The organism is Bradyrhizobium sp. HKCCYLS3077 (assembly GCF_051167555.1).
Lineage (GTDB): Bacteria > Pseudomonadota > Alphaproteobacteria > Rhizobiales > Xanthobacteraceae > Bradyrhizobium.
The window spans coordinates 321,698-342,867 of record NZ_JBNPTH010000006.1 but is presented as its reverse complement, the minus strand read 5'-3'; the positions used below and the strand labels follow the sequence as shown (position 1 = coordinate 342,867).

Below are 21,170 nucleotides of genomic sequence, written 5' to 3'. Positions count from 1 at the left end.
GAGGATCCCCCGCGGGCGGTCATACAGTGCCGGTGTAGGGCGTCGTGGTGCGAACCTTGGTCTTGGTCGTGGTGATCTTCTTGATCACCGACGTGCCGCGCGGCGCGCCGGACTCGTAGGTGAGCTTCTGCTCTTCCGTCGACTCGGTGCGCTCCTCAGTCTCCGTTTCCGTGATGATCTCGGGATATTTGGCGTTGTGAGGATTGACCGGGTGCACTGTCTCGTTCGCCATTGCAATACTCCAGCGAGGACATTGAAGTTGTACGAGAAGCAATTCGCAACTCTTGGACCATTTGAAGCGAATGTCAATGGTTTCGCTTTTGCGACGATGAAGGCGCCACCGCCGCCGGATCACCGATCCCGTTTCAATCCCATGCCGCGCAATCCGCGGCAATTTGCCGAAGCGTACGAGGCCAGGCAGCGGCCAAGGACAAGCGGGGGCCAAGGATATGTCAGCGTTGGGCCGGCTCATCCTTCGGCGGCATGCGCGGCGGCAGCAGCGGCGTGAAGGAGACGCCGTCGCCGGCATGCTGCGCGGCCTTGAACTCGCCGGTCGACGGGTCGCCGCCGGCGGTCTCGATGATCGTCCGGGGCAGGATGTATTCGCGCGCGGCATCGATGACGCCGCCGTCGCCGGTGCCGAAATCGGCGGCGCGGCCGCCTTGCGGATGGCCAGCAGCGATCTGGTCGGCGGCGTGCTGCGCCTTCTCGGCCAACTTGTCGCTGAAGGGAATGCGATAGGCGCGCGGCACGCCGCTCGGGCGATTGTCATCGTCGAGCGTCTCGACCCACAGATAGACCGCTCCGGGATCGCCCTCGACGCTGTGCGGATCGACGATCCGCACCTGCAGCACCTTGAACGCCTTGGGCAGCCGGTCGACGCTGGCCCAGCCGAGCAGGCCGCGCGCGCCGACGAAGCTGCCGACATAGAACGCGCTGGTGATGACGACCGCGACCGCCTTCACCGGCCAAGGCAGCCGCGCATAGACCAGCACCAGCAGCAGCAGCGCGCCGATCAGCGCGTAGCACACCGAGAGCGTCACGATGACGGTTTGCAGGCTGCTCATCATGGCCGCAGCATCCTCACGCCGGTCTTGGGATCGAGGTCGGCGCCGTTGGCGCGGACATTTCGAAAGGTCTCCAGCAGCGATTTCGGCCGGCGCTGCACGTCGATCACCTTTCCCGTGGCATCGAGCTTGAAGCGCAGCGCCGTCTTCTCGTCGCCGGAATGATCGAGCACGACCTTGTCGTCGAAGATCACCTGCGCCGTCGGATTCAGCTTCTGCACCTTGACCTTGGCTTCGACCGGCGCGCCGCTGACGTTCTGGAAATGCGAGATGTTGACGGTGTATTCGCCGGCCACGATGCCTCTGACGGTCACGATCTCCTCACGGATCGGCGACGGAATCTTCAGCCCGTTGACCAGGATGAAATCATTGGCGCCGCCGCGGTCGTCGCGGTCGAGCGTGAGGAAGCCGGCCTCGCGATGCCGGTACCAGGCGATGTTGCCGACCGGGTCCTGCACGAACAGGTCGAGATCATCGGGATGGTTGTCGGGCCAGTCCATCGTGATCAGGAACTCGGCCTTGCTGTCGACCTTGCCGTCCTTGGCATCCGGCGAGATCGCGAGCACCGCAATGAAGAAGAAGAACGCGACGATCTGCAGCGCCTTGAACAGCATCACGCTGAACGGATCGAATGGCTCCTCGCGCGGATAGAGCCCGAAATCGTCCATCATGCGCCCTGCTCCGCCGCATGCTCCATGGCGCGCTCGAGCCGCGGCGTCACCCGCGTCTCCGTCAGCATCACGGCATCGGAGAACACGCGACCCGTGGCGGCGTCGAGCATGTAGTACTGGATGCGCACCAGGATCGAGCCGACCAGGCCGGCCAGCGTCGTGTACATCGCCACCGCCATGCCGTCGCTCATCAGCCCCATCGACGACTTCATCGCCAGCTTGTCGTTAACGTCGAGACCGGCGATCGGCGCCAGCATGATGATGAAGCCGATGATGGTGCCGAGCAGGCCGAGCTTCATCAGCGTGTCCGAGGCGAAGCCGCCGAAGCCGTTGGAGCCACGCAGCCGGTCGGCCAGCGTGCGCAACAGCAGCGTCTGATCGAGGCGCCCTGCCCCTTGCGTCCGCGCCTTGGTGACGAGGCTCCTGATGTGACTGGTGACGAGCCCGTTCGGCAGCAGGCGCGCCTCCGGCTCGAGCGCGCGTTCCGCGTCCGGCCCGATCAGCACCGCGCGGCAGCCGCGCGCTGCATCCGCCTCGCGCGCGATCGCCCGCGTCCGCCAGAAGCAGTGAGCGCACGTCATGACATAGAGCACCGCGATGACGCTGGAGATATAGGTGCGGTCGGAGGCCACCATCAGGTGGAAGTAGCCGTAACGGGCCAGCACCACGGCGGCGAACACGGTGAGGCCGGTGAAGATCATCCAGAGCAGCAGCGGGCCGCGCTCGGCGGGATCACGCGTGGGTTCCACTCGGTCGGTATGACTGACCACGCTCATGCTTGCACTCCCCGATGTCGCACCGTTGCGCCGGCGCATTGACATCGAAGTTAAGCAGAGCGGCAGAACCGCGTCCAAAGACATCTGCCTCGGAGGCTCGAGAAGTTTTTTTTAGGCTTGCGCTTGTTGCAGTGCATCAGCATCGCCAGCGATTGTCCGCCGTTCGATGGGCAAGACCGTTGGCGATGCGTGGCTGCTGATAGCGCTGCGCCGCCAGTTCCCGCGGCCGGCTCGCGAAGCTGTCGTTCGAGCGCCGGGGGGCTCATGGTGAGCCCCCCCTTTCGACACGTTCAGTTTCCCGCGTCGTTCGGCACTAGCTCGCCATGCGCTGGCGCAGGCTCTGGTAGAATGCCGTCTCGAAGTTCATGTAGCCGACGAACGACGTCGGGTCACCGAAAGGCAGGATCTGCGTCGCCCAGAAGCCGCCGAATCCGTTCTGCCGGTCGATCCAGTAGAACAGATTGGCCAGGCCGGCCCAGCCCAGCGCACCGGCCGGACGTCCCGTCGGCGCCTGCTCCTCGTTGATCATGAAGCTCAGCGCCCACGACTTGGACTGGCCGGGGAAGAACTCCGCATCGTTGCACAATGCCGGAATGACGCCGGTCAGGGGCGTCACCTTCTTGTCGCCGAGATGGTTCTTTTCGGCCATGCGTATCGTCTCAGGCTTCAGCACCCGGCCGAACTCACCCATGCCATCATTCAACCACATGCGGATGAAGCGCATGTAGTCGCCGACCGTGCCATAGAGGCCGTGGCCGCCCATGTGCACCTCGGGCTCGGCCGGCAGTTCGAAATCCATCGGCGTCAGCGAGCCGTCGGCGTTGCGCGCGTGGATTCCGGCCAGCCGGCTGCGCATGGCATCGGTCAATTCGAAGGACATGTCCTTGATGCCGAGCGGCTCGAACACGCGCGTGTTCAGCACCTCCCCGAGGCGCCGGCCGGCAATTGCTTCGACGATCTGGCCGCACCAGTCCATGTTGGAGCCGTAATCCCAGCGGTCGCCGGGATCGAACAGCAGCGGCGTCATCAGGCAGGCCTTGGTCGCGGCGATCACGCTGGGCTGGCCCTTCTCCTGCGCCAGCCGGTTGTAGGTGTGATTGATGAAGTCATAGCTCAGCCCCGCGGTGTGCGTCATCAGCATGCGCGTGGTGATGTCGCGCTTCGGCGCGCGCAGGATCGGCTCGCCCTTGGCGTCGAAGCCCTCGATCACCTGGAGCGATCCGATCTCCGGCGCGTAGCGCTTCGCTGGCGCATCGAGATCCAGCTTGCCGTCCTCGACGAGTTGCAGCACGGCCGTACCGGTGATCGCCTTGGTGGTGGAGAAGATGGCGAAGATGCTGTCGGTGGTCATCGGCTCCGGTCGGTCGAGACGGCGTTGTCCCGCCGCGCCCTGGTAGATGTTGCGATCGCGGTCCGTCACCATCGCGACCACGCCAGGTACGCGCGGCGTGGATGTGACGACGCCGTCGAGAACGGCATCGGCCGCCGCGGTGAAATTCATGCTCATGGTAGTCCTCCCTCGTGCTTTTTGCTTGGTGTCCCAGAGCCGGCATCTGCCGACGGCTCAATGCATCGCAAAGCCCCGGTAGCCGCTGGCGGCGACCTCGTCGCATTTCTGGCGATAGGCCCCGACCCCGCCGCAATAGGACAGAACCCGCCGCGGCTTGCCCGCGATATTCGAGCCGAGATACCAGGAATTCGTCTTGGCGATCAGCGTCGCATTGGCGGTCTCGTCGTGATGCGCGACCCAGTCATCCTCGGTTTCCCGGGTCGGCTCGATGACCCTCAGATCTTTCGATCGCATGTATTTGATGCAGTCGTCGATCCATTCGACCTGCTGCTGCAGGCACGTCGTCATGTTGCAGAGCGCGGCCGAGGGAGCGAGCGGCACCGCGGTCGTGAACAGATTGGGATAGCCGTGCACCTGCAGGCCCATCGTGGTGCGGATGTCCCGGCTCCAATCCTCCTTGAGCGATCGGCCGCCGCGCCCGCGAATATCGATCCGCGTCAGCGCGCCGGTGCCGGCGTCGAAGCCGGTCGCCAGGATGATCATGTCGAATTCGTGCATGGTCCCGTCGGCCATCTGAATGCCCTTTGGGGTGACGCGTTCGATCGGATTGGTCTTGACGCTGACGATCTCGACATTGGGACGAAGGAAGGCTTCGAGGAAGTTCTGCTCGAGCGGCACACGGTGGGTGCCGAAACCGTAATCTGCGGGGATCAGGAGGTCGCACAGCTTCGGATCCTTCAGCCGCTCGCGCATCTTGCCGCGCACGAATTCGGAGATCTCCGCATTGACCGCCTCGTCGAAGAACAGCTCGGCGAAGGACGAGATCCACAGCTTGAGGGAGCCGTCTTCCCAGCACTCCTCGATCACCTGCCGGCGCCGCTCCGGGGACAGGTCGGCCCAGGCATGCTCGAAATCATACTCGAAGCCGGTGAAGGTGTGCGGCAGGCGCTCCGTCAGGTGCTGGAATTTCGACTTGTAGGCCTCCGCATCGTCGGCGCCGTATTTCGGGTTCTTCATCGGAATGACGTATTGCGGGGTGCGGACGAAGACCTTGAGGTGACCGGCCTCGCCGGCGACGGTCTGGATGACCTGGATGCCGGTCGCGCCATTGCCGATGATTCCGACGCGTTTGCCGGCGAAGCTGACCGGCTGCTTCGGCCAGCGCGCGGTATGGAACAGGTCTCCCTCGAACGTGTCCTGGCCGGGAAACGAGACGTGGGGCGCCGACAGCATGCCGCAGCAGGTGACCAGGAACTGGGTATCGATCAGTTCGCCCTTGTCGGTCGTGACCAGCCAGCGCTGCGTCGCTTCGTTGAACTGCGCGCGCTTGACGGTGGTGCCGAACTGTATGTGCTTGCGCAGATCGAGCCGGTCGGCGACGTAGTTGAGCCAGCGTTCGATCTCCGGCTGGGCCGGAAACTTCTCGCTCCAGCTCCAGCCCTTGTAGAGCTCCTCGGAGAACAGATACTGATAGATGTAGGCTTCCGAATCGAAGCGGGCGCCGGGATAGCGATTCCAGTACCAGGTGCCGCCGACGCCGGACGCGGCGTCGATCGCCCGGACGCTCAGTCCCTGCTCGCGCAAGCGATAGAGCTGATAGAGCCCGGCCACGCCGGCGCCGATCACCACCGCATCGAGCCTGGTCGTCACATGCGAAGCGTCTCCGTTGGCGTTCACAGCGGCTTCCGTCATCTGGTCCTCCTCATCCTTGTTTCAGGGTGCACGCCGCCGTTCCTCGTCCGTGTGTCATCGGACGGGGGCTGCGTTTTCGTTGTCGCCCGCGCAGGCTATGGGCCGGCGACCGGTCGGGGCTTGGATGAAACAGACGATTTATTGAACGGTGCGGCGCACGCGCCAGCTGTGCTCGCAAGTCGCAACAAAGCGCGCTTGGCAAACCGCGAAACCGGCCTATGCTGGCGCCGCCGCAAGGCCAATGAGAAGCAGCAGCGATCAATCGCGCCATAAAAAAATCAAGGGAGGCTCGCGCGATGGGCCATTTGATCAGCGTCGAGGAGCTGCCGCGCTACGCTCCCGGCGAGCTGATGCTGGACAGCTCGGCAATCGGAAAGGCGGACTTTCGGCTCCGCGTCTTCCGCTATGCGCCGTCCGATATCTGGGTGCCGCCCTCCGAGAACTTCTTAGTTGTCGTCTACCGCGGAGGGACCACGTCGATGAACCGCCGGGTGACCGGCGCGTGGAAGCAGGATCATGTCGGCCGAGGCGTCACGACGTTGTTGACGCGTGCGGAAGCGTCGAACTGGCGCTGGAACAGCGACGTCGAGGTCACTCATTTCTATATCGCGCCGAGCCTGATGGCGAAGACCGCGAGCGAGGCGTTCGATCGCGATGCCGAGACAATCGAACTCCACGACCTGCTCCGGATCGACGATCCGGTCCTGACCTGGATCAGCGACCGGATGGTGCAGGAGATCTCCGACGGCGGCCCGGGCGGCCGGCTGTGCTACGATGCCCTGGCGCTCCAGGCGAGCGTGCACATCCTGCGAAGCTACGCCTCGGTTCAGTTCAAATTGCCCTGTTCGCAGGGACGCTTCAGGCCGGCCCACGCGCGGCTGATCGAGGACTACATCGAGCAGAACATTGGCCGGAACATCACGCTGGAGGAGCTGGCCAGCATCTGCAACAGCACGCCGGTGCAGTTCGCGCGCAAATTCCATGCGCACTACGGCATGCGGCCTCATACTTACGTCCTCAATCGCAAGGTGGAACGCGCTTGCGAGCACCTGCGCAAGGACAGGCTCGCGCTGAAGGAGATCGCCCTGCTGTGCGGATTCTCCGACCAGAGTCACCTCAACCGGATCTTCCGCCGCAAGCTCAACGTCACACCGGCCGAATTTCGCAAAGCCTGCATGGGCTAGGACGTCGGTGGAAGAGTTTTAGTCGATGCGCCATTGGCGCGGTTGACGCTGACGAGCGGCTCGGCGGATCTGAAGGGCGGGCAAAGGCGCTGCTGTGCGGTTACCACAAGCGAGCTGGCAATGGCGCCGTGCCCACCGTCTCGCCGCGGAATATGCTGATCGATGGTGGGCACGGCGCGCGACAGCTCGGCACGAACTCATATCGTGCCTTGCGCCTTTGCCCACCCTGCAGGGACTCCGTAACCCCGCATGAGCGCAGCATATTCGGGCTAGACGCAGCTATCGCTTTGCCAGGCCTCGCAACAACAAGGTCAGCACCGCGTCGACCCGGGTCGAACAGGTGCAATCGGCCCATTCGTCGGCGTGGGCGGGATGATGGAAGCTGCGCGTCGCATCGAAGATTGCCGCGGCCGCGGTCTTGGGATCATCGACCTCGAACGCGCCCTGGGCGACGCCCTCGGTGATCATGCCCTCGACCTGGGCAATCAGATCCTGCTTATGCGCCTTCACCACCGTGCAGGCCTCTCGGGCGAGCGTCAGGTAGGTCGCGAACATCTCGGGATCTTCGCACACTCGCTTGTGCTTGGCGTCGAACAGCTCGCGTAGCCAGCGTTCCAGCTTGGCCGGCGCCGGCCCCGGCTCGGCCGCGATCTGCGCCAAGGGCACGCTGACGCGCTCGAGCCAGCGCTTGGCCACCGCCTCGCGCAGCGAGGCCTTGCTCGGGAAGTGACGGTAGACGGAGCCGTGGCTGACATCGAGCGCTCTCGCGACGTCGACGACCGTCGCTTTGGCGAGCCCGTAACGGCGCAACACGTCCTCGGTGACTTCGAGGATGCGCTCGGATGTCAGAACCACGGCCTCATTCATGCGTGCACCATATCGGCATCACTCGGATGCGCTTTGATCTGGATCGCCTCGCCGCGATCCGCCGCCGGGACGGCGCGGAACTTGGCGGCCTGGGCCTCCAGGTGACGAGCCACCCGGAGATTCAGCCAGTCCTGGAATTGTGAGTGGAGCAATCGCTTTTCAATCTTCATCGAAGCGGTCCTTCGCAGTTGAAGCCGCTGAACCCCATGGTCAGACAGTGCTAGTTGATCATGGATTGCATATACACCATCGCGCTGACAGATTTCAATATCTGTCAGCGCGATTTCTAAAATTAGTACTATAATACCTTAAAGCGTCGGATTGGACAGTGAAACCCGCCGTTTGTATCCCCCCGGCGGCTCTGATAGAGCACGGCGTAAAATGCTGCAGGCGCGGCCGCGATCGGCCCGCCCACCTCACCTCCTGCCTCGGAGAGCCCCGATGATCCCCCGCTATACCCGTCCCGAAATGGCCTCGATCTGGGAGCCGCAGACCCGGTTCAAGATCTGGTTCGAGATCGAGGCGCATGCGGCGGACGCGCTGGCCGAGCTCGGCACGATCCCGAAGGACGCCGCCCGGACGATCTGGGCCAAGGCCAAGGACGCCACCTTCGACGTCGCCCGCATCGACGAGATCGAGCGCGAGACCAAGCACGACGTCATCGCCTTCCTCACACACCTCGCCGAGATCGTCGGCCCCGAGGCGCGCTTCGTCCACCAGGGCATGACGTCCTCCGACGTGCTCGACACCTGCCTCAACGTGCAGCTCACCCGCGCCGCCGACCTGCTGCTCGCCGATCTCGACAAGGTGCTCGCCGCGCTGAAGAAGCGCGCCTTCGAGCACAAGATGACGCCGACCATCGGCCGCTCGCACGGCATCCATGCCGAGCCGGTCACCTTCGGCCTCAAGCTCGCTTATGCCTATGCGGAATTCACGCGCGCCCGCGAGCGCCTGGTCGCCGCACGGAAGGAGGTCGCGACCTGCGCGATCTCCGGCGCCGTCGGCACCTTCGCCCAGATCGATCCGCGCGTCGAGGAGCACGTCGCCAAGGCGATGGGCCTGACCCCGGAGCCGGTCTCCACCCAGGTCATTCCGCGCGACCGCCACGCGATGTTCTTCGCCACCCTCGGCGTGATCGCCTCCTCGGTCGAGCGCTTCGCCACCGAGGTTCGCCATCTGCAGCGCACGGAAGTGCTGGAAGCCGAGGAGTTCTTCTCGGAGGGCCAGAAGGGCTCCTCCGCGATGCCGCACAAGCGCAATCCCGTGCTGTCGGAGAACCTGACCGGCCTCGCCCGCATGGTGCGCGCCTATGTGACCCCGGCGATGGAGAACGTCGTGCTCTGGCACGAGCGCGACATCTCGCATTCCTCGGTCGAGCGCATGATCGGCCCCGACGCGACTGTCACGCTCGACTTCGCGCTGGTGCGCCTCGCCGGCCTGATCGAGAAGCTGCTGGTCTACCCGGCCAACATGGAGAAGAACCTCGACAAGCTCGGCGGCCTCGTGCACTCGCAGCGCCTGCTGATTGCACTGACCCAGAAGGGCGCCAGCCGTGAGGATTCCTACAAGCTCGTGCAGCGCAACGCGATGCCGGTGTGGCGCGGCGAAGGCGACTTCCGCACCTTGCTGAAGGCCGATGCCGACGTGAAGAAGTATCTGACGGATGCCGAGATCGACGAGCAGTTCGACCTCGGCTACCACCTCAAGCACGTCGACACGATCTTCAAGCGCGTGTTCGGGGCCGCTTGAGAAACATTCCTGCCGGCCGAGTCCGCTAAAGATGCAATTTCGCTACGAACTGAGCAAGGCCGCGCTCGTCCAGGGCGCGCGCCTGCAGAATGGTGACGGCCAGGCGATCGTGTTCGGCGGCGGGCTGTTCACGGTGTTCACCGTCACGAGCCTGCCCGACTTCTTCAACAAGTATGAAGGCTGGACGCTGGCGACGGTCGTGCTGCTGTGGCTGCTGTTCTGCGCCATCGCCGGGCTGACGGTCGCCGCGCTGACGACCTTCGTCCTGATCCCCATGCGCGCCGGATCGCTGTATCGCCAGAATCCCATGCTGTACGGCGCAATGGCGATCGAGGCGGACGACGAAGGGATCACGATCACGGGACCGCGGATGACGTCGCGCCTCGCGTGGTCGGATTTGCGCGGCTTCAAGGAGAACGGCAAGATCTTCCTGCTGTGCCTCAGCAAGTCGGTCGGCCACACGATCCCGAAGCAGGACCTGTCCGACCAGACGATCCGGGAGTTCAGGGCGCTGCTGGAGCAGAAGCTGCGCCGCCTGCCTCGACTGTCCGGACTGATCTGACGAACACGGCAGCATCGCGCGGCGGGCGTGAGCGCCGCCTTCCAGCAGGCGGACGGCGCGTCAGTCCGCCTCCTCGCACTTGTCCTGCTTGACCTTGAACATCTTCCGGAACTGGGTCTCGAGCGCGCTCCGCATCGCCTCCATCTTCTTCTCGCCGGTGTTGCGGAGGTTGTAGTTGATGGCGCAATTGCTCCAGCCGAAATTGACCAGATAGATCCGCATCCGCTCCTGGCCGTCCGGCCTCGCGGCTTCGGCAACGTAGCGGGTGACGCAGGCCTTTGGGCTGGCGTTGTCGGCGCAGCCCTTGTCGACGTTCTCGCGAAACGTCTGCTGCAGGTCGGTCTTGCCCTCGATCGCGTCGACGAACTTTGCACAGGCGGCTGCGGGCTGATAGTCGCGCAGCGCCGAGGGCGTCTTGAAGCCGCGGGTATGCGCCAGGTCGAAATCGCAACTGTCCTTCAGCTCCGCCATCTTGGCGCGGCGGTAATCGTCGACACCGGGCAGCGCGATGAATTCCAGCCGCGCGGCGGCGTCGAGCGCAGCCTTGCAGGTGCGGTCGATCTTGTCGGGGTCGAGCGCCGCGACCGCCTTCGGATCGAACGCCGGCGGCGTGCCCGGCGAGTCGAAATCGGACGGGCCGAACAGCAGACGCACGGTGTTGCGCAGCCGCGTCTCGTCGTGCTTGGCGGGATCGTACCGGACCGTGAAGCGGCAGCCCCCCTCCCAGGACATCGTCCGCTCGGCGGCGTCGGCGCCCGCGCTCCCGAGCGTCACGGCGACAAACGCGAGGCGTGACGCCCATCCGATCCAGCTTCGTCGTGTCATGGCACTCCTCTCGAACGATCCACGCCGGCATCCTACCCTTTCCATGCCTCAACGCTAGTCCGTCGCGCACGCCATCCGCAGCGTGACGTCGTCACGCAGGATACGGTGGTGCCGGAGGGCGGCGACAATTTGAGATCGATTTTGTATTGCTGATCATGACGAACTCCTGCTTGCCTCGCGATGGATTCGCTTCCGCAAAGCACGAGATGAACGAGGTCTGCCCACTCACGTCATCGAATTGTGAGCCGACAACGGCGCCAAGGTGCCCTATGGAGCTGACGTTTCAACTCGCCATAGAGAACCTGCACGTGCCGCCGACCGAGACCGCTTATGATCCGCTGCTGCGACGGATCCATTGGGCGACCGCAGTGCTGTTCATTGCGGCGATGTTGATCGGGCTGTATTGCGGCCTGCAGCCTGCCGGCACCTCGCCGCGGCGCGAGTTGCTCGAGATTCACAAGTCGCTCGGGCTCACGCTGTTTCTGCTGGCGGTCCTGCGCATCATGGTTCGGGCAACGACGACAGCGCCGGCGACGCCTGCCGCGTTCGGTCCCATCGTCCGAGCGCTGTCCCAGCTCAATCATTGGGCGCTGTATGCGCTGCTGCTGATCATGCCGGCCACCGGCTACATGTTCTCGTCGGCCGGCGGCTATTCGCTGCGCTATTTCTGGACCTTCAGCTGGCCGCGCCTGTTCGCCGGCGACAAAGCCGTCGCCCACGCCGGCGAAATCGCGCACGATACGCTGGCCTATGTGGTCTATCTCGTAGTGGGCCTGCACATCGCGGCCACGCTCTGGCACGAGTTCATCAAAAAGGACGAGACGCTGGCCCGGATGTGGCCAAGGCGATGATCACGTACCCGGAAGAGCGAAAGCGATATCCGGGCTACGTGCTACAAATCAGCGAAGTGCCCCTGCGCTGTTAGATGCAGCGCCCTCTCCCCCAAGGCGAAGCAAAGCTTCGCCAGGGTGGGAGAGGGCGCATTCACGACCACTGTGCTCATCCTCCAATGCGCGATGACGAGTTTGATGGTTGCCGCGCCGCCAAACAACTACATCGGCTGCGCCGCTGCCACCAGATCACCGGCGCGCTGGTCCTGCTTCAGGATGGCCGCGAGCTCGCTCTCGTCGAGCGTCTCCTTCACCAGCAGCCGGCGCGCGGCGCGCTCCAGGACGTCGCGCTTGTCCTGCAGCAGCTTGCGGGTGCGGTCGAGGGCTGAAGTGACAATGGCACGAACCTCCGCGTCGATCGCGTCGCCCGCGGCCTCGCCATAGTCAGCGCTGCGCGAGGCGCCCGGCGCCAGAAACGACTGGTTGTCACGCTCATAGGCCACCGAGCCCAGGCTCTCCGACATGCCGTAGCGCGTCACCATCGAGCGGGCGATGTCGGTCACGCGGCGCAAATCGTCGGCGGCGCCGGTCGACAGATGACCGTAGACCACGAGCTCGGCGGCCCGGCCGCCGAGCAGCACGGCCATCTTGTTCTCGAGCTCCTCGCGCGTCATCAGGAAGCGGTCCTCGGTCGGGCGCTGGATGGTGTAGCCGAGCGCGCCGACGCCACGCGGGATGATCGAGACCTTGTGCACGGGATCGGTGCCGGGCAGGCTCATCGCGACGATGGCATGGCCCATCTCGTGATAGGCCACGATCTCGCGCTCCTTCGGATTGAGCAGCCGGTTGCGCTTCTCCAGGCCCGCCACGATACGCTCGATGGCGTTGTTGAAATCGTCGAGCGTCACTTCGTCAGCGCCGCGCCGCGTCGCCAGCAGGGTCGCCTCGTTGACGAGGTTGGCGAGATCGGCGCCGGTAAAGCCCGGCGTCAGCGCCGCGACCTTCTCGGGATCGACATCGGCAGCGAGCTTGGCCTTCTTCAGATGCACGTTGAGGATCTGGATGCGGCCCGGCTTGTCCGGACGATCGACCAGCACCTGGCGGTCGAAGCGGCCGGCGCGCAGCAGCGCGGGGTCGAGGATCTCCGGACGGTTGGTCGCCGCGAGCAGCACGAGGCCGGTGGAGGAATCGAAGCCGTCGAGCTCGACCAGCAGCTGGTTGAGGGTCTGCTCCTTCTCGTCATGGCCGCCGGCGAACGGCCCCATGCCGCGCGCGCGGCCCAAAGCATCGAGCTCGTCGATGAAGATGATGGCGGGCGCCTTGGCGCGCGCCTGCTCGAACAGGTCGCGCACGCGCGCGGCACCAACGCCGACGAACATCTCGACGAACTCCGAGCCCGAGATCGAGAAGAACGGCACGCCCGCCTCGCCCGCGACGGCCTTCGCGAGCAGCGTCTTGCCGGTACCGGGGGGGCCGACCAGCAGCACGCCCTTGGGCATACGGCCGCCGAGCCGGCCATAGGATTTCGGATCCTTGAGGAAGGACACGATCTCGCGCAGCTCGTCCTTGGCCTCGTCGACACCTGCGACGTCGTCGAACCGCACGCCGGTATTGGCCTCGACATAGACCTTGGCCTTGCTCTTACCGATCTGCATCAGGCCGCCGCCGAGCCCTCCAGCGCCGCCCATCATCCGCCGCGACAGGAAATACCAGACGCCGAAGAACAGCGCGATCGGCATCACCAGCGAGAGGATGTCGCCAAGAATGTTGCTCTCGACGCGGCCGGTAAAGGTGACGTTGGCCTTGGCGAGTTCTTTCGCGAACTCCTGGTCGACCCGCGTGGTCGCAAAGCGCGTCTGGCCGCCGGGCAGCGGCTCCTTCAGCGTGCCCTCCAGATAGTTCTCGGAGACGCCGACCTCCTTCACCTTGCCGGCCGACAGCAGGTCCTGGAATTGGCTGTAGGGAATGACGGCGACCTGGCGATAGCTCGTCCACGCATTGTGGATCATCATCGCGACGAAGATCGCGACGATTGCGTACCAGAGATTGAAGCGGGTCTGCTTGGTCATGGGTCTCTCAAGGTGTGATCAGTCGAAAACGAGCGGCTGCAAGGCGCGGATCAAGCGGCGCCGCGTCAGCGCCGGTCGGGCGTCGCGGCGTTCGACGCTCCGCTCTTGGGGACGAAGACCGAGACCGCGCGTGGCAGCACGGAAAAGCGCGCCGGGGTGAAGGTGACGAGCTCGCCATCGGCATTGATCGGGCGCGGCCGCCGCGTGCGGATCTCGAAGGATGTGTCGCGCGAGGCCCGCACCTCCTGCCAGAGGCCATGACGCCCCTTGCGGAAGTCGTAGGCCATCGCCAGCAGCTTCCACACGCGCCCGATCTCCAGCGAATAGAGATCGAGATGGGAGTCATCGATCTCCGCATTGTGCCGGACCGCCATGCCGCCGCCGTAATAGCGACCGTTGCCGACCGCGATCTGCAAGGTCTTCACGCGTACGGCGCCATCCGACGACACGATCATCGCGCGGAACGGTCGCGCATTGGTGAGCACCTTGAGCGCAGTGATGGCATAGCCGAGCCGTCCGAAGCGACGCTTGGTCTCCTTCGTCAGCTGCCGCGCCAGATCGGCGCTGAGCCCGAGGCTGGCGACGTTGAAGAACGGATGACCGTTGACATCGCCGAGATCGATCTCACGGCGGTGACCGGCCGCGATCACGTCGGCCGCCGCTTCCATGTCGTCGGGCAGGCCGAGTGTCCGGGCGAGATCGTTGGCGGTGCCTGCCGGGATGATCCCGAGCGGCAGACCTGTTTTCACCAGCGCGGGCGCGGCGGCATTGAGGCTGCCGTCGCCGCCGGCGATCACCACCGCTTCCGCATCGTCGGCATGGGCTTCGATCCATGGCGCCACCTCGCGCGGACTATGCGGGGCCGAGATCACGAGATCGTAGCCGGCAGCCCCCAGCCGCGACACGGCAATTCCGGCCGCCTCGCCGCCCGAGCGGCTGCCGCGATTGATGATCACCAGGAGACGCCGAACCGCGGCACTTGGCCGCGAGAGCCGCGCCTTCGCGGCTGTCGTCTGGTCACCCCCCGCTGTCACGCCATGCTCCCGTACACAAGATACCAGCGCGCTCTGGGCATCAGGCGCGGGTTCCATACCAAATGACCGGAGCGGCTCCAGGTTCCATCACGATCGCCGTCGGGACGATCTGGCCGCCCGGGGCCGTGCTGGCTGATGCGGCCGGGGCGCCCCGGTCGGGACGAAGAGCGGCAAAGGTCCATAGCTGCAAGCGACGCGAGTGGCCGCATGTCATCAAACTCCCAAAAGCGCTGCGAAGGAGCGCGATACCGATGACGGTATCTGTCAGGTGAGAGAGTCCGACATCATAGTCGTGCGACTATCAGAGGGGCCCGGATCTCCGGTCCCCTGGAATTAGTTCGTGCGGGTCGGGCCGCAAGGCAGCTTCGCGGAGGCAGTCTGTCGCACCTTCCCGTTCATCTGACTGAACGTCGTCGGCGCCATCCGCCGCCCTCTTGAAAGCCGGTGGACCCCCACATATGTCCGCGGAGTACCCCTGGTCCGGGCCCCTCTGGTGAAGCTGCCGGTGCGCTCACGATGTCGGACCTGACGACATCAATCTCACCGGCCTGACAAGAGGACCCGTCGTGGAATTCCTGTTCATCGCGTTTGCCGGCAAGCCCGTCTGGATGTGGCTCGCCTTTCTCGCAATCGTGCTTGCCCTTCTCGTTTTCGACCTCGGTGTGCTCCACCGCAAGACGCGCGAAATCTCGGTGCGCGAAAGCCTGGTGATGAGCGCCGTCTACATCCTGCTCGCGCTCGTCTTCGGCGCCTGGGTATGGTGGCAGCTCGGCAGCGAAGCCGGCACCGCCTATCTGACCGCCTTCACGATCGAGAAGGCACTGGCGATGGACAACGTCTTCGTCATCGCCATGATCTTCAGCTACTTCGCGATCCCGCGCGCCTATCAGCACCGCGTGCTGTTCTGGGGCATCGTCGGCGTCATCGTGCTTCGCGCGATCATGATCGGCCTGGGTGCGGCGATCGTCGCGCAGGCGAGCTGGGTGCTCTACCTGTTCGCGCTGTTCCTGGTCGCGACCGGCATCAAGATGCTGGTGTTCAAGGACAAGCCGCATGATGTCGGCTCCAACCCGGCGCTGGCCTGGATGCGTCGCCGTTTCGACGTTACCGACCGGTTGCACGAGGAGCGCTTCTTCGTGCGCCAGCCCGATGCCAGCGGCAAGATGACCTGGTTCATGACGCCCCTCTTCCTGGCGCTGATCCTGATCGAGTTTGCCGACGTCATCTTCGCCGTCGACAGCGTGCCCGCGATCTTTGCGATCTCGACCGACCCGTTCGTGGTCTACACCTCGAACATCTTCGCGATCCTGGGCCTGCGCGCGCTGTACTTCGCGCTTGCCGCGATGGTCGATCGCTTCCAGTATCTGAAGCTGGCGCTGGCCGCGGTGCTGATCTTCATCGGCTCGAAGATCTTCCTGGCCGACCTGCTCGGACTAGAGAAATTCCCGCCGGCGCTGTCGCTGGGCATCACCTTCGGTCTGCTCGGCGCGGGCATCGCCTACTCGCTGTGGAAGACCCGTCCTGCGGTCGAAGAGGCCAGCGGCGGTGTGAAATGAACGGGGTCATGGCGTGGCAATGAACGACGTCGCATCCAACGATGAGGTCTCGTCCGGGCCACGCCGCCACAACGGGCCGATCAGCCGGCGGCTGCTCGCGATCGCACGCACCGTGCGCTCGGAGGAGCCGTCGGTCGGCGAGCTGTTCGACCGCCTCGAGGCGGAAGGCCTTGGCCTGACCTTGCTGCTGCTGACGATCCCGGCGCTGCTCCCGCTGCCGGGACCGTTCGGCATGGTGTTCGGCACCTTGGTGGCGCTGGTCGCGCTGCAGATCCTGTTCGGCGCCGAGCGGCTGTGGCTGCCGGAGACCTTGCGGCGGCGACCGGTGCCGCAGCGGCTGCTGCGCAAGGTGATCCGCGCCGGGCTCGACTGGGCCGGATTTGCCGAGCGCGGCCTGCGCGAAGACCGCCTGGTCTGGCTGACCGGACGCAGCGCGCGCATGCTGCTGGCGCTGCCGCTGCTGCTGATGGCCGTGACGATCATTCTTCCGATTCCGATGGGCAATGTCATGCCGGCGCTGGCGCTGATCGCCGCCTCGATCGGCTTCATGGCAGGCGACGGCTTGGCGGTGCTGACGTCGCTGCTGATCGCGGCGGCCGCCGTCGTCTGGACGGCGGTGCTGCTGTACACCGGCGCCGCAGCGGCGGACTACGCGGCGACCTTGCTGGCGCGTTTCGCGGTGCATCTCCGCGCGATGCTGGAGAGCGTTGGCGTCGATCTCGGTTTTGCCGCGGGGGTCGCAACCGTCTTCGCAGTCCTGGCCGGCGCTGCTGCGCTGGCCCTGTGGGTTCACGCCGTTCGCCACCGTCGCCGCCGCGCGCCGATGGACCCGGCGCAGGACCCGCGGGAGCGCTCGCGCGCGCTGGCGCGCCGCGGCCGCAACCTCGTCGCAGCGGCGAGCCTCGCCACCGCGGCGGCCGCGATCTTCCTCGGGACGCGCCTGATGCTGACGGGATGGATCTGAAGTTCCCATGCCGTCGGGCGGCATCGGCGTGCCGGCCGCCTGCACCGGACATTTTTTCGTGAGCCAGATCCTGTGCAGCAAGACGGATTGCCCATTGATGCGACGATGGAAAATGAACTTGCCGGCTGAGCCTTGCGCGCCGTCTCTGTCATCACGCTGAGCAATTCATGCTGTCTCTTTCATATGGGCTCGGTTATGTGTGAATGACGGTCATCAAACCTTTGCAGAAGCGACACATGGCGGATTCAGGCGCAACGACGCCGATGCAAAGCAGCGATCGTGCGGTGGCCGCATCCGGCGCAGGCACGTCCGCAGGCAGCGACACGGCTGATGCAGCCGAGACGTCGGGTCCGTCTCACGATGGTTCGGAGCCGATCGCTGCGGAGAACCCGGCAGATGCGGCCCCTCCGGCCTTGCCGGACCCCGCGAATGCAGGCGAAGAGATCGAGCTGAAGCTGCTGGTCGCACCGGATCAGCTCGCCGATTTTCATCACGCGCCGATCGTCGTCGCGCATGCGCGCAACAAGGGCACGCGTAAGCATCTCAAATCGGTCTACTACGACACGCCGAAGCGTACGTTGTGGAAGAACGGCTTCACGCTGCGGGTGCGCCAGAGCGGCACGCGCTTCGTCCAGACCGTGAAGGCGCAGCACAGCGACGATCCGCTCAAGCGCGGCGAGTGGGAGGCGAGCGTGACCTCGATCGCGCCCGATGCGGCGCTGGCGGCCGCCTTGCTTCCCGAGGAGCTGCGCGCGGCGGTGACGGATGCACCGCTGCAGGCGGTGTTCACGGCCGATGTCCATCGTCACGCGCGGCTGCTCGACCTGCCCGGCGCGGTACTCGAGATTGCATTCGACAGCGGCATCATCAAAGCCGGTGATGACAGCGAAGAGGTCAGCGAGATCGAGCTGGAGTTGAAGAGCGGCGACCCGGCCACGATCTACGAGACCGCCCTTCGCCTGGCCGAGCACGGCACGGTGCGGCCGTCGATCCGCAGCAAATCAGCCCGCGGCTTCGATCTCGCGGCGGGCAAGGCGCCGGGCGCCGAGAAGCCGCGCAAACCGCGCCTCGATCCGGCGGTGTCGCTCGACGAAGCCTTCGCCGTCATCCTGCGCAGCAGCTTCCATCATCTGCTGCAGGCGATGCCCGCGGCCGAAGACGGCCGCGATCCTGAAGGCGTGCATCAGCTGCGCGTGGCGCTGCGCCGGCTGCGCGCGGCACTGCACCTGATGCGGCCGCTCGGCACCTCGGCGACACTGCAAGGTCTGGAGGACGATGCGCGCTGGCTGGCGCAGAACCTGTCGGCCGCGCGCGATCTCGACGTGTTCCTGACGCAGACGCTGCCGGACATCGCGGAGGCCTGTCCGACTGTCGCCGGCTTCGAGACGCTGCAGGGGCTCGCCGAACGCCAGCGCGAGCTCGCCTATCGCAAGCTGCGCGTCGCGCTGGCCGAACGCCGCAGCAGCTCCTTCGTGCTCGGGCTCGGCGGCTGGATCGCGACACGGGGTTGGCGCAACGACGTCTCGCCCGACGTGCTCGGACGGCTCGCGGGACCCGCGATCGATTTCGCCGGCCACGTGCTGTCGGAGCGGCATCAGAAGGTGCTCAAGCGCGGCCGCCATTTCAAGACGCTGCCGGCCGAGCGCCGCCACCGGCTGCGCCTGGTGCTGAAGAAGCTGCGCTACAGCATCGACTTCCTGCTGCCGCTCTATGGTGCGAGCAAGCCGGCCAGGCGATACGCCAGGTCGCTCGCCGGCCTGCAGGAGGAGCTCGGCCACTACAACGACATGGCGGTGACCGCCGGCGTCATCGACAGCCTCGGCACAACGTCGACGGATGCTGCGATCGCGGCCGCCGCGATCACCGGCTGGCACGCGCATGCGATGGCCGGCGTCGAACAGCCGCTCCGTGACGCCTGGCGCGCGTTCACGAAGGCACCGACGCCGTGGCAGCCCGAGGAGGCGTGATCGCGTCGCCTGCGGTTCCGCGGGATCCAAACCCGCATTGATCTGGTTCAAGGACGTGCGATCGCGATGCATGCCAGGATGAGCCCATGAAGATATCCAGCGTGACCTGCCCCCATTGCCGTGCGGTCTATGAGATCGCGGAATCCACATCCGCAGCCGGCGCCGCCGGCCGCTTCGACTGTGGCGTCTGCGGAACGCCGTTGGTGGCGTGGGAGGAACCGAAGCTGCGGGCCTTCCGTCTCGACGTGGCGCCGGAGCACAAATATCCGCGCGTGCCGACCCCGCCCTGCTTCGCCTGACGCGCGCGTTCCGAAATCCGGAACACATCTGCATGACCGGTCCACGGTGCCCTTGCATCCTCGCATGGCGCCATCGCCGGCGGCTGCTTGCCTGGGTTTTTCGCGCGGGCCATAGTCGGCCCCGATCGCGCGGTGACCGCGCGGCCGTTTCGGCCGTGCCTGCCGCGACGGCGACAATCCTCCAGCGAGCAGTTCTTTTCTCATGCCCATCATCAACAGCATTGCCGCGCTTTCCGACGAAATGGCCGCGTGGCGCCACGACTTCCATGAAAACCCCGAGCTGCTGTACGAGGTGCATCGCACCGCCGGCATCGTCGCCGACAAGCTGCGCGAATTCGGCTGCGACGAGGTCGTGACCGGCATCGGCCGCACCGGCGTGGTCGGCGTGATCCGCGGCCGCAACGCGGGCTCGGGCCGGACCATCGGCCTGCGCGCCGACATGGACGCGCTGCCGATCGAGGAAACCTCGGGCGTGCCCTACGCGTCGAAGACGCCCGGGCTGATGCATGCCTGCGGCCATGACGGCCACACCGCGATGCTGCTGGGCGCGGCGAAACATCTCGCCGAGACGCGCAATTTCGACGGCACCGCGATCGTGATCTTCCAGCCGGCGGAAGAAGGCGGCGCCGGCGGCAAGGCGATGGTCGATGACGGCCTGATGACCCGCTGGGGCATCCAGGAGGTCTATGGCATGCACAACATGCCGGGCGTGCCGGAAGGCCATTTCGAGATTTCGCCCGGCGCGATGCTCGCCTCGGCCGACGCGATCCATATCAAGGTCACCGGCAAGGGCGGCCATGGCGGCGCCGGCCCGCATCGCGCCGTCGACAGCATCCTGATCGCCTCGCAGATCGTCAACGCGCTGCAGTCGATCGTCGCGCGCAACGTCGATCCGCTGAAGTCGGCGGTGATCTCGATCTGCTCGATCCATGGCGGCACCACCTTCAACGTGATCCCCGAGACGGTCGAGATGCTCGGCACCGTCCGCACGCTCGATCCGGAAATCCGCGATCTCGTCGAGAAGCGCATCGTCGAGGTCGCCGAAGCCACCGCGCGCGCCTATGGCGGCACCGCGGAGGCGATCTACGAGCGCAAATATCCGGTCACGATGAACCACCCGGCGCAGGCCGCCTTCGCCGCCGACGTCGCCCGCGAGGTGGTGGGCGGCGAGCGCGTCAACGACCGCGCCATTCCCTTGATGGGCGGCGAGGATTTCGCCTTCATGCTCGAAGCCCGCCCCGGCGCCTTCGTCTTCATCGGCATGGGCCCGGGCAACGAGTGCCACCACCCGGCCTACCGCTTCAACGACAACATCCTCAGCGCCGGCGCCTCCTATTGGGTGAGGCTGGTCGAGAAGAGCATGCCGGCGAACTGATCAGTTGATGAAAGCGAGGGTGGGCAAAGCGGCCGCCGAAAGGCGGCAGCGTGCCCACCATCAGGCGGCATACTCCGCCGCAAAACGGTGGGCACGGCGGCGCCTTTGCCCACCCTAAGGCCGCAGCCCTGAGCAAACAGTCTGGATTGCTTCGCTGCGCTCGCAATGACGGC

The 21,170-nt window shown here is 65.6% G+C and carries 20 protein-coding genes; 9 read left to right on the top strand and 11 right to left on the bottom strand.

Annotated elements, in window-relative coordinates; translation table 11 throughout:
• Nucleotides 1-19: 19 nt before the first annotated feature.
• The 6 genes from ACQR0Z_RS24980 to ACQR0Z_RS24955 all read right to left on the bottom strand — a co-directional run bounded on the left by ACQR0Z_RS24980 (nt 20) and on the right by ACQR0Z_RS24955 (nt 5,716).
• Nucleotides 20-232: a hypothetical protein gene (locus tag ACQR0Z_RS24980; protein ID WP_434875451.1), complete on the bottom strand. Its 213-nt coding sequence runs from the start codon at nt 230-232 to the stop codon at nt 20-22.
• Nucleotides 233-452: 220 nt separating this feature from the next.
• Nucleotides 453-1,070 carry a hypothetical protein gene (locus ACQR0Z_RS24975; protein ID WP_434875450.1) on the bottom strand — a complete coding sequence of 206 codons (618 nt, stop codon included), beginning with the start codon at nt 1,068-1,070 and terminating at the stop codon, nt 453-455.
• Nucleotides 1,067-1,738, bottom strand: a complete 672-nt coding sequence (locus ACQR0Z_RS24970; protein ID WP_434858489.1) for a hypothetical protein — start codon at nt 1,736-1,738, stop codon at nt 1,067-1,069. The genes ACQR0Z_RS24975 and ACQR0Z_RS24970 overlap by 4 nt, the downstream gene beginning before the upstream one ends.
• Nucleotides 1,735-2,514, bottom strand: coding sequence for a MotA/TolQ/ExbB proton channel family protein (locus ACQR0Z_RS24965; protein ID WP_434920394.1), 780 nt, complete (start codon nt 2,512-2,514; stop codon nt 1,735-1,737). Before ACQR0Z_RS24965 ends, ACQR0Z_RS24970 begins: the two co-directional genes overlap by 4 nt.
• 313 nt (nt 2,515-2,827) lie before the next feature.
• Entirely contained in the window at nt 2,828-4,021 is a 1,194-nt protein-coding gene (locus ACQR0Z_RS24960) for a serine hydrolase domain-containing protein (RefSeq protein WP_434875447.1), read from the bottom strand.
• A 57-nt stretch (nt 4,022-4,078) separates the two neighbouring features.
• Nucleotides 4,079-5,716 (bottom strand): flavin-containing monooxygenase, encoded by a 1,638-nt coding sequence (locus ACQR0Z_RS24955; RefSeq protein ID WP_434920393.1) that lies wholly within the window; start codon nt 5,714-5,716, stop codon nt 4,079-4,081.
• Between the two features lie 296 nt (nt 5,717-6,012).
• Between ACQR0Z_RS24955 and ACQR0Z_RS24950 the strand changes: the two genes are divergently transcribed.
• On the top strand, nt 6,013-6,900 hold the full coding sequence (locus ACQR0Z_RS24950; RefSeq protein ID WP_434920392.1) for a helix-turn-helix domain-containing protein: 888 nt from the start codon (nt 6,013-6,015) through the stop codon (nt 6,898-6,900).
• Between the two features lie 279 nt (nt 6,901-7,179).
• Here ACQR0Z_RS24950 and ACQR0Z_RS24945 read toward each other — a convergent pair whose 3' ends face one another.
• Nucleotides 7,180-7,767: a TetR family transcriptional regulator gene (locus tag ACQR0Z_RS24945; protein ID WP_434858484.1), complete on the bottom strand. Its 588-nt coding sequence runs from the start codon at nt 7,765-7,767 to the stop codon at nt 7,180-7,182.
• Nucleotides 7,764-7,937, bottom strand: coding sequence for a hypothetical protein (locus ACQR0Z_RS24940; RefSeq protein ID WP_434858483.1), 174 nt, complete (start codon nt 7,935-7,937; stop codon nt 7,764-7,766). The genes ACQR0Z_RS24945 and ACQR0Z_RS24940 overlap by 4 nt, the downstream gene beginning before the upstream one ends.
• A 271-nt stretch (nt 7,938-8,208) precedes the next feature.
• Here ACQR0Z_RS24940 and purB point away from each other — a divergent pair, with 271 nt between their 5' ends.
• Both purB and ACQR0Z_RS24930 read left to right on the top strand, forming a co-directional pair.
• A complete protein-coding gene (gene purB, locus ACQR0Z_RS24935; RefSeq protein ID WP_434858482.1) occupies nt 8,209-9,516 on the top strand; it encodes an adenylosuccinate lyase in 1,308 nt (435 codons plus the stop codon).
• A gap of 31 nt (nt 9,517-9,547) precedes the next feature.
• Nucleotides 9,548-10,078, top strand: a complete 531-nt coding sequence (locus tag ACQR0Z_RS24930; protein WP_434920391.1) for a YcxB family protein — start codon at nt 9,548-9,550, stop codon at nt 10,076-10,078.
• Between the two features lie 60 nt (nt 10,079-10,138).
• Here the strand turns inward: ACQR0Z_RS24930 and ACQR0Z_RS24925 are convergent, their stop codons facing one another.
• Nucleotides 10,139-10,903: a hypothetical protein gene (locus ACQR0Z_RS24925; protein WP_434920390.1), complete on the bottom strand. Its 765-nt coding sequence runs from the start codon at nt 10,901-10,903 to the stop codon at nt 10,139-10,141.
• A gap of 308 nt (nt 10,904-11,211) precedes the next feature.
• On the opposite strand from ACQR0Z_RS24925, the gene ACQR0Z_RS24920 reads away from it, so the two are divergent.
• Nucleotides 11,212-11,754 (top strand): cytochrome b, encoded by a 543-nt coding sequence (locus ACQR0Z_RS24920; RefSeq protein ID WP_434858781.1) that lies wholly within the window; start codon nt 11,212-11,214, stop codon nt 11,752-11,754.
• A gap of 200 nt (nt 11,755-11,954) precedes the next feature.
• Here ACQR0Z_RS24920 and ftsH read toward each other — a convergent pair whose 3' ends face one another.
• Both ftsH and ACQR0Z_RS24910 read right to left on the bottom strand, forming a co-directional pair.
• Nucleotides 11,955-13,802 carry an ATP-dependent zinc metalloprotease FtsH gene (gene ftsH, locus ACQR0Z_RS24915; RefSeq protein WP_434875442.1) on the bottom strand — a complete coding sequence of 616 codons (1,848 nt, stop codon included), beginning with the start codon at nt 13,800-13,802 and terminating at the stop codon, nt 11,955-11,957.
• Between the two features lie 65 nt (nt 13,803-13,867).
• Nucleotides 13,868-14,836 (bottom strand): lipid kinase, encoded by a 969-nt coding sequence (locus ACQR0Z_RS24910; protein ID WP_434920389.1) that lies wholly within the window; start codon nt 14,834-14,836, stop codon nt 13,868-13,870.
• A 566-nt stretch (nt 14,837-15,402) separates the two neighbouring features.
• On the opposite strand from ACQR0Z_RS24910, the gene ACQR0Z_RS24905 reads away from it, so the two are divergent.
• The 5 genes from ACQR0Z_RS24905 (at nt 15,403) to ACQR0Z_RS24885 (ending at nt 20,997) form a co-directional block, all read left to right on the top strand.
• Nucleotides 15,403-16,392: a TerC family protein gene (locus ACQR0Z_RS24905; RefSeq protein WP_434920388.1), complete on the top strand. Its 990-nt coding sequence runs from the start codon at nt 15,403-15,405 to the stop codon at nt 16,390-16,392.
• Between the two features lie 13 nt (nt 16,393-16,405).
• Nucleotides 16,406-17,356, top strand: coding sequence for an exopolysaccharide biosynthesis protein (locus ACQR0Z_RS24900; RefSeq protein WP_434920387.1), 951 nt, complete (start codon nt 16,406-16,408; stop codon nt 17,354-17,356).
• Nucleotides 17,357-17,592: 236 nt separating this feature from the next.
• Nucleotides 17,593-19,323: a CHAD domain-containing protein gene (locus ACQR0Z_RS24895; protein ID WP_434920386.1), complete on the top strand. Its 1,731-nt coding sequence runs from the start codon at nt 17,593-17,595 to the stop codon at nt 19,321-19,323.
• Between the two features lie 86 nt (nt 19,324-19,409).
• Nucleotides 19,410-19,622: an MJ0042-type zinc finger domain-containing protein gene (locus ACQR0Z_RS24890; RefSeq protein WP_434920385.1), complete on the top strand. Its 213-nt coding sequence runs from the start codon at nt 19,410-19,412 to the stop codon at nt 19,620-19,622.
• Between the two features lie 202 nt (nt 19,623-19,824).
• On the top strand, nt 19,825-20,997 hold the full coding sequence (locus ACQR0Z_RS24885; protein ID WP_434920384.1) for a M20 aminoacylase family protein: 1,173 nt from the start codon (nt 19,825-19,827) through the stop codon (nt 20,995-20,997).
• The last annotated feature ends 173 nt before the right edge of the window (nt 20,998-21,170 follow it).

Excerpts from the sequence above, each read along its gene's own strand:
- ACQR0Z_RS24950 (WP_434920392.1), top strand. The coding sequence starts at position 6,013 with ATGGGCCATTTGATCAGCGTCGAGGAGCTGCCGCGCTACGCTCCCGGC.
- ACQR0Z_RS24945 (WP_434858484.1), bottom strand. The coding sequence starts at position 7,767 with ATGAATGAGGCCGTGGTTCTGACATCCGAGCGCATCCTCGAAGTCACC.
- ACQR0Z_RS24980 (WP_434875451.1), bottom strand. The coding sequence starts at position 232 with ATGGCGAACGAGACAGTGCACCCGGTCAATCCTCACAACGCCAAATAT.
- ACQR0Z_RS24885 (WP_434920384.1), top strand. The coding sequence starts at position 19,825 with ATGCCCATCATCAACAGCATTGCCGCGCTTTCCGACGAAATGGCCGCG.
- ACQR0Z_RS24960 (WP_434875447.1), bottom strand. The coding sequence starts at position 4,021 with ATGAGCATGAATTTCACCGCGGCGGCCGATGCCGTTCTCGACGGCGTC.
- ACQR0Z_RS24965 (WP_434920394.1), bottom strand. The coding sequence starts at position 2,514 with ATGAGCGTGGTCAGTCATACCGACCGAGTGGAACCCACGCGTGATCCC.
- ACQR0Z_RS24975 (WP_434875450.1), bottom strand. The coding sequence starts at position 1,070 with ATGATGAGCAGCCTGCAAACCGTCATCGTGACGCTCTCGGTGTGCTAC.
- ACQR0Z_RS24890 (WP_434920385.1), top strand. The coding sequence starts at position 19,410 with ATGAAGATATCCAGCGTGACCTGCCCCCATTGCCGTGCGGTCTATGAG.
- purB (WP_434858482.1), top strand. The coding sequence starts at position 8,209 with ATGATCCCCCGCTATACCCGTCCCGAAATGGCCTCGATCTGGGAGCCG.
- ACQR0Z_RS24940 (WP_434858483.1), bottom strand. The coding sequence starts at position 7,937 with ATGAAGATTGAAAAGCGATTGCTCCACTCACAATTCCAGGACTGGCTG.
- ftsH (WP_434875442.1), bottom strand. The coding sequence starts at position 13,802 with ATGACCAAGCAGACCCGCTTCAATCTCTGGTACGCAATCGTCGCGATC.
- ACQR0Z_RS24955 (WP_434920393.1), bottom strand. The coding sequence starts at position 5,716 with ATGACGGAAGCCGCTGTGAACGCCAACGGAGACGCTTCGCATGTGACG.
- ACQR0Z_RS24895 (WP_434920386.1), top strand. The coding sequence starts at position 17,593 with ATGGCGGATTCAGGCGCAACGACGCCGATGCAAAGCAGCGATCGTGCG.
- ACQR0Z_RS24925 (WP_434920390.1), bottom strand. The coding sequence starts at position 10,903 with ATGACACGACGAAGCTGGATCGGATGGGCGTCACGCCTCGCGTTTGTC.
- ACQR0Z_RS24970 (WP_434858489.1), bottom strand. The coding sequence starts at position 1,738 with ATGATGGACGATTTCGGGCTCTATCCGCGCGAGGAGCCATTCGATCCG.
- ACQR0Z_RS24930 (WP_434920391.1), top strand. The coding sequence starts at position 9,548 with ATGCAATTTCGCTACGAACTGAGCAAGGCCGCGCTCGTCCAGGGCGCG.